Source organism: Mycobacterium sp. (genome assembly GCF_049280035.1).
Taxonomy (GTDB): domain Bacteria; phylum Actinomycetota; class Actinomycetes; order Mycobacteriales; family Mycobacteriaceae; genus Mycobacterium.
The window spans coordinates 1-10,868 of the sequence record NZ_JBAPPI010000396.1; the positions used below are offsets into that span (position 1 = coordinate 1).

The following is a 10,868-nucleotide window of genomic DNA, read 5'->3' on the forward strand; positions in this document are numbered from 1 at the left end:
TTTCGGGGGCGTCTGTCATCGACGCGGTGAACGAATACATCACCAACCTGTACTCGTCGATGGTTGCATCGCTCTAGGTACGTAACGCTGCGGCGTCTCCCGGGCCCCGCCGGATAGACCTCAATCCTTGATGAAGTGGTATGCGCGGTAGTCGATTTCGCCACGTTCGAGGTCGTTGTAGAACCACGAACCGTCCACCACTGCGAACTCACGGCCAAAGCGGCGCAAGAAGGCCGGCAAGCGATTGTTGATCAATTCGTTGGACCGCGGCGAGTTTTTCTTCAGGCCGCGCAAAACCTCTGTGTTGATGACCCGCTCGGAGACCTGCCGCAGGCCGGATTCCGCCAGGGCTGACTCCCATGCCGGGAAGCCGTCGCGGTTACGGAAATCGGCATACAGGAAGTGCCCCCCGGGACGCAGCACCCGGTTTACCTCGCTGAGGAAGCGTTCGAAGTGCGGGTAGATGTGTGAGGCCTCGACGTTGATCACCGCGTCGAAAGACTCGTCCGGGAAGGGCAGGCTTTCGGCGTCGCCATGCACGAAGTCCAGGCCCGGCAGTTTGTGCCTTTCTTGGCAGAATTCGACTCCGGCAGCGTTGAAGTCAAGCCCCGTGTAGGACGCCGGCTTCAACGTGCGCGTCAGATATGACGCGCCGCCCCCGTGCCCAGAACTGCACTCCAGGACTTTCTTGCCGCTGATATCGGCCTGGGTCGCGGTCTGGTGGTAAAGCTGGATGCTGTACCGGTTCGGCTCGTCAGACTCGTCGAGCGGCAGACCCAATGGGGGATCTTCTTCGTAGCCCCAGTTCAGGAACTGGACGTCCTCCTGCTGACCGAGCCGCCGGGTCATCATCGGATACCAGTATCGGAAGATTTTCTTGTAAGTCGCCGTCGAGCCAATGCGATAGACCAGACCTGCGCCGACTTTGTCCAAGGATGGGCTGCGAACCATCCTGGAAGTATCGCACAGCATCACATTCGGCGGTTGTGGCATGGCGGATTTCACACGCGACTAAATAACACCGGTCGTGAATCTAACCGGATGACTGCCTGATGTGTTGTGCGGCAAAAGATTTAGGCAGCGGTAGCAGGGCTTGGCAGATGTTCGCGCTGCGGCTCACCGCGGTAGCGCGACGGCTGACCGTTGATTTTGCAAATACGCCAAAGCAACAGAGCAACGGGATTCATCAACCCAACGTCGTCGCACAACATCCGCACGTCGCCGTACATGTGGCGCAACGCCTGACGCGAGTCCGGCGCGTTGAAGAACAACTCTTTTCGCACCGAGCGTGGGATGTCGAACTTTCGGAAGAAGCTGCGCGACGGCACGACGATCGCCTGGCACAGCACCCGCATGACGATCGGCACGTACAGCGATAGCGCGAACCGGCTCCGCCGCACCATACGCGGCACACGCTTGGTAAGGAACTGGTCAGCAAAGGAGATGTGGCGGGCCTCCTCGGCGACGTGGATCGCCATCACCTTCTCCATGATGGGATGCAGCGACTTGTCCTCCCGCAACATGCTCTTCTGCATGTTGTGGATCGGCATCTCGCCCGCCAACACCCCGAAGAAAAACGTGCCCGGCAGCGGCCCCGCGTAGAGCGGGATGGCGGGTGATATCCATCGCAGCCACCGCGGCATGCCCGGAACATCCACCCCAATGCGGTTCACCAGTTCTTGAAACATCATGGCGTGATTGCACTCTTCGATGGATTCGTGCACGCAGTAGCGGTATTCGGGTGATCCGTTGGGCACCCAGTACGTGTAGTTCATCAGACCGCGGATCAGGATGCTCTCTAACTGCAGGGACACCTTTGCGGTGTTGGCATGGCGCCACAGTCCGATCTCAATTTGCTTTTCCAGCGGTTGTGCCTGGTACCAAGGATGCCGTCCCAGTGCATCGGTGGCTGACAGCACCCAGCGGGGGTCGTTATTGCTGACGGAGAATTCCGGCGCTTCCCAGTCGATGTCGGTGTAGGGATTGAAGTGGCGGCGCACAGAAGCCTCGGAAAGAGTCGCGAGGTTCGCAACGTACTCGGGGTCGTCGCTGACGTCCATGTTGCGTCTCCAGCGCTTGACCATGCAGGTCCACGCCACAAAAAGCAGCAGGTTCACCAGCAGAACGACGCCCAATAGCCAACAGATGTTGCCCAGTACGACCGGCAATCCGAACCTCCCCTCGGGTGCTCGAGTCGATGCGCGTGTTTGACACATGCGCTTCGTTGGGCACAGTCGGATCCGGAGTCTACCGGCCTAAGGGTGAAAGACCTAGCGCAGCAGGGCCTGGTTCTCCTGACCGTTGCCAATGTGCAAGCCGACCGCAATCACCTTACTGTTTGTGCCCCCGAGCAGCCATTTCCGTCGGACAGAGGGCGCGCTGCTGGCCGCTGGTTGGCTGCTCGCCTCCCTAGGCTACGGGATCAGGTTCGCAATGTTGAGTAGGGTGCCTTCCACCGCATCCGCGATCGGGCCCGCGCCGAGGAAAATCGCGAATGGGACCGAGGCGGCGTCAGCGGCGATCGGGTCGCCGATCGCGGCGAAGAGGTTACCGGCCTCGAGCTGGTCGATGAACAACGACGGGTCGAATGCCGGGAGCGTGGTTTTCAGCGCATTGATGGTGTCGGCGATGGGCAGCAGCGCCGCATAATCGGCGGAAAGCGTGCTGGTGAAATCGTTGATGAGATCGGCCGGTGGCGAGAGCAGGGTCGCGTCGGAAACCGGAAAACTGCCGCCGAGTAGCGCCTGGGTGAGCTCCTGTGATGTCGGCTGCAGGGTGTCGATGAGCCCGGACGTGTATGCCGCATCCACCAGCGGCGCCAAGGTCGGCTTGTCCAGCAGTGACGGGATTTGGTAGTTGTCCGGATTTTCCAGATCGGCGATGGCGGCGTCGATGCCTTGCGGCACCCCGTTGACCAGCGCGGTTAGCACGTCGGTCCAGTTGAGGTTGGTCGGGAACAACTCGAACGGAGTAGCGACGTTGGCCGGCCCCTGGGGTATCGGGATACCGCTGCCGCCCATCACCGACGCGGTGCCATCGCCGAGCAGAATCCGCGCCGTCCCCGCTGGTCAGGCGCACGTCGCGGACCTGCACGTCGGGTATTGGTGCTGCCACCGGGACCGCGATGAGGCCGGCGCCGACGACGCCACCCCGGCGCTCAGGCGCCAACGACGGCGTGCGCGACGCATAGTCGGATCCTTCGGAAGGCCAGATTTGACTTGTGCACGGTAACTCCAGCCGTACGAACCTATTGGACAATGATCCAATTCTTCGGCTCGGAAACGCTCAATCGGGTGACGACCAGTCGTCGGGCTGAGACGGAAGGTACCGTCTAATGCTTATGGGCGAGCAGCAGTTCGATGTCATCGTCGTCGGGGCGGGCTTCGGTGGAATCGGCGCGGCGATCCAGCTCAGCCACCTGGGCTATGACAACATCCTGATCGTCGACCGCGAGGACGACCTGGGGGGAACATGGCACGTCAACCACTACCCGGGGCTTGCTGTCGATCAACCGTCGCCCACGTTCTCGTACTGGTTTGAGCCGAACCCGCACTGGTCGCGGCTGTATGCGCCCGGTGCCGAATTGAAGCGCTACGCCGTGGATGTCGCGGAGAAGTACAACGTACGCCGCTTCATGCGCTTCAACACCATCGTTGAAGGCGCCCGCTGGGACGAGGATGCTCAAGTCTGGCGGGTTGCGATCGCGGGTGGCGAGACGCTGAGCACGCAATTCTTGATCGCCGCGACCGGCTTCCTCTGCCAGCCGAGCACCCCGGATATCCCGGGCATCGAAACGTTCGCCGGACGCGTCCTGCACACCGCCAAGTGGGATGACAATGTTTCGCTCGCCGGTCGCCGGGCCGCAGTCATCGGGACCGGTTCCACTGGTGTGCAGGTCGTTCCGGAGCTGGCCAAGGAAGTCGCCGAGCTGACGGTGTATCAGCGCACGCCGATCTGGGTGTTGCCCAAATTCGACGTCCCGTTCACGCCAGCGATACAACGGCTTTTCGCTTTAGCGCCGCTTACCCAGCGCACTGTGCGGTGGTGCACCGACACCAGCCTGGAATTCGCGATGGTCATTACGATGTGGAAATACCGCTACTTCAAGCTGGTCAACAAGGCCATCTCACGTTTCTCGAAGATCTATCGATTGCTGTTGGTTCGCGACCGGGAGTTGTCCCGGAAGCTCAACCCGGACTTCGACTTTGGATGCAAGCGCCCGACGATCTCGAATACCTATTACCGGGCGTTCACCAAACCGCATGTGCATCTGGAAACCGACGGCATCGAACGGATCGAGCCCGATGGCATCGTCGCGAGGGACGGCACCAAACGGTTAATCGACACCCTGGTCCTCGCGACTGGATTCGACGTGTGGGAGGCGAACCTACCGGCGATCGAGGTGATCGGCCGTGAGGGTCGCAACCTCGGAAAGTGGTGGCGCGAAACGCAATTCCAAGCCTACGAGGGCATTTCGATGCCGCACTTCCCGAACTTCTTGTCGATGGCGAGCCCATACGCATGGGTCGGGTTGTCGTGGTTCAACACGGTGGAATACCAGATGCGCCACATGGATCGGCTGTTCGGCGAGCTCCAGCGTCGCGGCGCTCGGACCTTCGAGGTCACCGAAGAGGCCAATGCCCGCTTCCTGGCCCGGATGACCAAGCTGCTGGAAGACTCGGCATTCGAGCTCGGCAGCTGCGTGAATTCGCGGTCGTATTGGTTCAGGAACCACACCGGCAAGGGCGAAGCCCCGCTTTTCCGGCCGACGTCGGTTCGCAGCGCCGTCAAGGATCAGGAGCGTTTTCCGTTGTCGGACTACGCGATAGCCTGACGTCGCTCAGTCCTTGGTAAAGCAGTACATCCGGTACTCGGCCGTCCCGTCTTCGAAACGGCGGTAGATTCCCGTGCCTGGCACACCGGCGAAACGGCGGCCGAACGGCCGCACGAACGCCGGCAGCCGGCCCCCGACCAGCTCCAGTGACCGCTGCGAGTTCTTGTCGGGCGAGCGGACCACGTCATCGTTGATCACACGCGCCGAAACTTGGCGCAACGGCAGCTCGGCCAATGCTGCGTCCCAGCCGGGAAACTCGCTGTCGCCGCGGAAATCGGTGTAGAGAAAGTGTCCGCCCGGGCGCAGGACGCGGGCGGTTTCAGCGAGGAAGCGGGAAAGCCGCGGGTAGGCGTGCGAGGCCTCGACATTGATGACTGCGTCGAAGGATTCGTCCGGGAACGGCAGGTCCTCGGCGTTGCCGTGCACAAAATCCAATCCGGGCAGGTTATGTGTCTTCTTGCAGTAGGCGACGCCGTCCGGGTTGAAGTCCAGCCCCGTGTAGGAGGCCGGGTGCAATGTGCGGGTGAGGTAGGAAGCCCCGCCACCGTGGCCGCAACTGACTTCCAGCACCTTCTTGCCTTCGAGATCGGCCTGGGTTGCCACGCGATGATAGAGCTGGATGCCGTAGCGGTTGGGCTCATCGGATGCCTCCAGCGGCACGCCCATCGGCGGGTCCTCCTCATAGCCGTAGTTGAGGAAGGTGACCTCTTGCGCATCGAGTCGGCGGGTCAGAAAGGGGTACCAGACCTTGTTCATGAAGTCTTTGAACAATCTGACACCGATATCGGCGATGCGTTCCGTAGCAGTCATGGGCATGCCAGGCAGTATGCCAGGCAGGGATCGGCGGCGGGGTCAGACGTCAGCACAGCGATTTCCATGCCGTCAGTTGCCCGGGTTGCCCACCGACACCGGGGCATGATCACGCGATGTCGCGGCTGTTCGCCGATGGACGACCGCACGCCCGCCCCGCGACGGCATAATTGCCACACCCCGGTAGCGGCGCCGCTCACCGCGTGCATCGGTCGGCTCGAACCGAAATTCGCGAAGCAGGGTACGCAGCGCGATGTCCATCTCCATGTGTGCGAACGACGCACCGGGGCAACGGTTTACACCCCCGCCGAACGGCATCCACCGAAATGGCTTCGGGTTCGTGTTCAGGAATCGATCCGGGTTGAATGAATCCGGCTCGGGGAAGTTGACCGCTGACTCGTGGGCAAGCTGGAAGTTGACCGTCACATAGATGCCCTCGGGAAGAACCCAGTCTCCCAAGCGAATTCGTGTTTTCGTACGCCGAAAGGAGGCCTCGATACTCGGCCGGATGCGCTGCGCTTCGTAGATCGTCGCCTGCCGCAAGGCCGACCCGCCGGCGTCCACTTCCTCGACAAGGCGCTCCAATACCTGTGGATGCCGGCGCAATTGCTCCAGTATCCAGGCCAACTGGTTTGCGGTTGTCTCATGACCGGCGCCCACCAACGTCAGCAACTCGTTGGCGATGTGCCGATCGGGGATAGGTTCGCCGTTGTCGTCGCGGACACGCAACAGCACCGCGAGCACATCTTTGCGCTCCTCGAGCGCCGGGTCGGACCGCGCCTGGGCGATCAGTGAGTCGATGACCGCGTCGAAACGTCGCCGATACTGCGCCATTTGTCCGCCCGGACTCCATCGACCGAAGTCACGCCGCACTACCGACTGCATCTGGTGCAGGAAGGAGCCAACGGTGACCATCGTCGGCACCACCCTGCGAAGCTCGTCGAGGGCGGATGGCTCGTCGCCGAACATGGTGCGCAGAATCGCATTGAGCGCTATGTGGTTCATCGACTCATGCGTTTTGAACTCGCGCCCCTCCGGCCAATTCGCGGTTTCGCGCAGCACCTCTTCTTCGACGATGTGCTCGTAGGCGTTCACCCGCTTGCCGTGAAACACCGGAAGTATCACTCGTCGGCGCTCGAGGTGCTCCTCGCCGTTGAGGAGGAACGTCGAACCCGGACCGAATACCTCGCCGAGGTTGGTCGGGCGTTCGAGCAGGTCGCCGCTGGCCGAGAAGACTTCTTTGACCAGTGCTGCGTCGCTGACCACCACCGTCTTTCCGAAGATCGGCAAATTGATCGTGCATTCGCTGCCATAGCGCCGGCCAAGAGCGGGGATCACTTCGCACAGCGCAGTCAGTAACGCGAGGCCCTGGATGCTCTTCGGTATCCGCGGCCCCGGCGGCAGGCGTACCGGCTCAGTTGTCGCCGTTGCCATGTCGTCCCCCTCTGCGTACCAGGTTCCCTGAATTTACCCTGTGCGGGCGGGACGACGCGTCAGTCCTTGGCGAAGCAGTACACCCGGTAAGAGAACTCCCCGTTTTCCACGGCGCGGCAGAATGCCCAGTCGGTCATATCGCTGGCAAAGCGGGTCATGCCACCATGGCGACTGGTCAGCTCGTGCTTGTGCGGCCTATCTTTCTCCATCCCGCGCAGCACCTGCTTGTCGATGACGTCCTTCGACACCAAACGCAACGGCGCCTCGGCCAGCGCCGCATCCCACTCGGCGAAGTCGCGACGCCGGCGGAAATCGGCGTACAGAAAATGCCCTCCCGGAGTCAGCACGCGGGCCACCTCCGCGAGGAAACGCGGGACGTGGGGATAGAGGTGCGAGGCTTCGACGTTGAGCACCGCGTCGAAGGAGTCGTCGGGGAAGGGTAGGTCCTCGGCGTTGCCCTCGACGAAATCCAAGCCGGCCAGGGTGTGCCGCTTCTTGCAGAAGGCGACGCCGTCCGCGTTCAAGTCGAGCCCGGTGTAGGAGGCGGGCTGCTGTGTCCGCACCAGATACGATGCGCCGCCACCGTGGCCACAACTGACTTCCAGCACCTTCTTGCCCGCGAGGTCAACCTGGGTCGCGGTGCGGTGGTAGAGCTGGATCGAATACCGGTTGGGTTCATCGGACTCGTCGAGCGACAGATCCATCGACGGGTCGTCGTAGCAGAAGTTCAGGAACAACCAGTCATCAGCGCCGACCAGACGGGTTTGGGCCGCGAACCGTTTTGAGGCGAACGAGGTGAAAAGCAGGTTGTAGATGGATGGGTTTATGACAAGGCGATAGGTCAACGGGTTGAAAATCAGGCGGTTGGTGGTGGCGACCATCGGGGCAGTATGACATGAGCGGTGGGGCCACTCCGCATGCTGGCTCAAGCCGCCGGACCTCGTCCGTCACATCCAACCGTTGGCCAACCCACCGGAAGCTCCGGTGGCCGCGAGATGTCGGTCGCACCAAAGCTGTTCGCAGATCCAGCGACCTATTCAAAAGAATGCAAAAAATCTCCAATCGGGACGGCAGCGTTGGACCTTGAGCAGGTCGGTGGCGCATCGGCATATCCGCAGGTAAAACCCCAAGCTGCGATGGGCGTGTGATTCTTAGATAATGCATGGAAAGAACCCGACATGCAGTGGCCACAGCATGGTTTACTCATCCATATTGGTCGCGCTCGTATCGAGGCGCCGCTCGCGTTCGGGACGGGTGAAAGGGATGTCGATGGTTCGCGCCGGCTTCGCGTCGGAGAAGCACGCGAACGCCTACACGCATCGTCTGGATAACAGCGCATGAGCAACCATCACGCGCACCACGAGCGCATCAACCGAGCGTCGGTAGCGGGATGGGTCCGCAAACTGGCGGTGCCGATCATCCTCGGCTGGTTTGCGATCAGCCTGCTGGTGAGCTTCGGCGTTCCCTCACTGGAGCAGGTCGCGAAAGAGCACGCCGTATCACTGAATGCCAACGATGCGTCGTCGGTCAAGGCAATGGCCCGTATCGGCAAGGCATTCAAGGAATCCGACTCCGACAGCACGGCGATGATCGTCCTGGAAGGCGATCAACCCCTCGGCCCGAGTGCGCACCAATACTATGAAGCCCTCATCAATCAGCTCAGAGCTGACACCAAGCATGTGCAGCACATCCAGGATTTCTGGGGCGATCCGCTCACGGCCGCGGGCGCGCAAAGCGCCGACGGCAAAGCCGCTTATGTTCAGTTGAACCTCGTCGGTAATCAGGGCGAATCGCAGTCCAACCAATCCGTCGATGCTGTTCGGAAAATCGTGGGCAGCACTCCCGCGCCGAAAGGGGTAAAGGCCTACGTCACCGGTCAGGCCGCGCTGGCGGCGGACGCGAACCAGGCTGGCGACAAGAGTGTCGTGAAGTTCATGGTGATAACCGTCGCGGTGATCACCATCATGTTGCTTTTCTTGTACCGCTCGATCACCACCGTAATTCTCTTGTTGGCGATGGTCGGGATCGAGTTGGCGGCGGCTCGCGGAATTGTTGCATTCCTGGCCGAGCAGGACGTCATCAGGCTTTCCACTTTTGCGACCAATATCCTGGTGTCGCTCGCGATCGCTGCGGGAACGGACTACGGGATATTTTTCATCGGGCGGTATCACGAGGCGCGTCAGGCCGGCGAAAGCCGTGAGAGGGCGTACGTCACGGCCTATCGCGGAGTCGCTCCCGTCGTCTTGGCGTCAGGTCTGACGATCGCGGGTGCGACGTACTGCCTGAGTTTCGCCCGCTTGCCGGTTTTCCAAACCATGGGCGCCCCATGCGCGGTCGGCATGATCGTCGCCGTTGCGGTCGCGCTCACGCTGGTTCCCGCGGTTCTTACCGTGGCGAGCCGTTTCGGTCTGCTGGATCCGAAGCGGCTGCTCCACGTGCGGGGATGGCGACAGGTGGGTACCGCCGTCGTGCGCTGGCCGGTGCCCATCTTTGTCGCGACGTGCGCGGTTGCCCTGGTCGGCCTGCTGGCGCTGCCCGGATACAAGGTGAGCTACAAAGACCGGGACTACATACCCAAGACTGTGCCGGGCAATGTTGGCATGGCGGCCGCGGAGCGGCACTTCTCGCAGGCGCGCATGTTGCCCGAGATTTTGATGGTCGAGTCCGACCACGATATGCGCAATTCCGCCGATTTTCTTGTCCTGGACAAACTCGCCAAAGGGATCTTCCGGGTTGAGGGAGTTGCCCGCGTCCAGAGCGTCACTCGGCCGCAGGGCACGCCGCTCGCGCACACGTCGATACCGTTCCTATTGAGCATGCAAAACGCCGGGCAGGTCGAGAACCTGCAGTTCGCGAAAACGCGGATGAAAGACATGTTGACGCTGGCCGACCAGCTCGGCGGCACCATCTCGGCGATGGAGCGCCTGAACGCACTCATGCAGCAACTCGTCGGCACCGGTCACCACGCGGCCGGCACCGCCAAAGAGACGCTGGCCATCGCCAACAACGTGCGCGACGAAATCGCTGATTTCGACGATGCATTCAGGCCGGTCCGTAGTTACTTCTACGCGGACCCGCACTGCTACAACATCCCGGTCTGCTGGGCGATCAGAAACGCGTATGACGCCTTGGACGGTGTGGACAAACTCACCGAGAAGTTCGGCGATCTCGATAAGGACCTGGATAGCGCCGACGCGGTCATGCCACAGCTTGCCGCCCTGCTGCCGCCGCAGATCACCACCATGAAAAGCGTGCGGACCATGGTGCTGACACTGCACAGCACGATGAACGGGATGCTCGACCAGGTCGACCAATTGAGCAACGACGTGTCGGCGATGGGCAAGGACTTCGACGCGGCCAAGACCGACGACTCCTTCTACCTGCCTCGCGAAGCGTTCAACAACCCGGACTTCCAGCGTGTGATGAAGCTGTTCCTCTCACCGGACGGCAAGGCCGCCCGCTTCATCATTTCGCATAAGGGAGACCCGGCGACCGACGAGGGCATGTCGCGCATCAACGCGATACGGACGGCGGCCTACGAGTCGATCAAGGGCACCGCGCTGGAAGACTCCAAGGTCTATATCGCCGGTACTGCTGCGTTGTTCAACGACCTGAAAGAGGCGTCGCACTACGACTTCTTGATAGCCGGTATTTCTTCGCTGTGCATGATCTTCATCATCATGCTGATCATCACGCGAAGTCTTGTCGCGGCCCTGGTAATCGTTGGCACAGTGGCGATTTCGTTGGGGGCATCGTTCGGGCTATCCGTGTTGGTCTGGCAGTACTTGCT

Annotated in this window: 8 protein-coding genes; 2 read left to right on the forward strand and 6 right to left on the reverse strand. The window is 61.5% G+C overall.

Annotated features, from left to right (window positions below):
- Positions 1-120 precede the first annotated feature (120 nt).
- The 3 genes from WAN71_RS13185 to WAN71_RS13195 all read right to left on the reverse strand — a co-directional run bounded on the left by WAN71_RS13185 (position 121) and on the right by WAN71_RS13195 (position 3,020).
- Positions 121-951, reverse strand: a complete 831-nt coding sequence (locus WAN71_RS13185) for a phthiotriol/phenolphthiotriol dimycocerosates methyltransferase (RefSeq protein WP_422225756.1) — start codon at positions 949-951, stop codon at positions 121-123.
- Positions 952-1,073: 122 nt separating this feature from the next.
- On the reverse strand, positions 1,074-2,099 hold the full coding sequence (locus tag WAN71_RS13190; protein ID WP_422225763.1) for an AurF N-oxygenase family protein: 1,026 nt from the start codon (positions 2,097-2,099) through the stop codon (positions 1,074-1,076).
- Positions 2,100-2,414: 315 nt separating this feature from the next.
- Positions 2,415-3,020, reverse strand: a complete 606-nt coding sequence (locus tag WAN71_RS13195; RefSeq protein ID WP_422225757.1) for a hypothetical protein — start codon at positions 3,018-3,020, stop codon at positions 2,415-2,417.
- A gap of 320 nt (positions 3,021-3,340) precedes the next feature.
- On the opposite strand from WAN71_RS13195, the gene WAN71_RS13200 reads away from it, so the two are divergent.
- A complete protein-coding gene (locus WAN71_RS13200; RefSeq protein ID WP_422225758.1) occupies positions 3,341-4,834 on the forward strand; it encodes a flavin-containing monooxygenase in 1,494 nt (497 codons plus the stop codon).
- 6 nt (positions 4,835-4,840) lie between these two features.
- Here the strand turns inward: WAN71_RS13200 and WAN71_RS13205 are convergent, their stop codons facing one another.
- The 3 genes from WAN71_RS13205 to WAN71_RS13215 form a co-directional block, all read right to left on the reverse strand.
- On the reverse strand, positions 4,841-5,644 hold the full coding sequence (locus WAN71_RS13205) for a phthiotriol/phenolphthiotriol dimycocerosates methyltransferase (protein ID WP_422225759.1): 804 nt from the start codon (positions 5,642-5,644) through the stop codon (positions 4,841-4,843).
- A 72-nt stretch (positions 5,645-5,716) separates the two neighbouring features.
- Positions 5,717-7,078 (reverse strand): cytochrome P450, encoded by a 1,362-nt coding sequence (locus tag WAN71_RS13210; protein ID WP_422225760.1) that lies wholly within the window; start codon positions 7,076-7,078, stop codon positions 5,717-5,719.
- A gap of 59 nt (positions 7,079-7,137) precedes the next feature.
- On the reverse strand, positions 7,138-7,959 hold the full coding sequence (locus WAN71_RS13215; RefSeq protein WP_422225761.1) for a phthiotriol/phenolphthiotriol dimycocerosates methyltransferase: 822 nt from the start codon (positions 7,957-7,959) through the stop codon (positions 7,138-7,140).
- Positions 7,960-8,415: 456 nt separating this feature from the next.
- Here WAN71_RS13215 and WAN71_RS13220 point away from each other — a divergent pair.
- Positions 8,416-10,868, forward strand: a 2,453-nt coding sequence (locus WAN71_RS13220; RefSeq protein ID WP_422225762.1) for an RND family transporter, incomplete at its 3' end; no start/stop codon positions are given.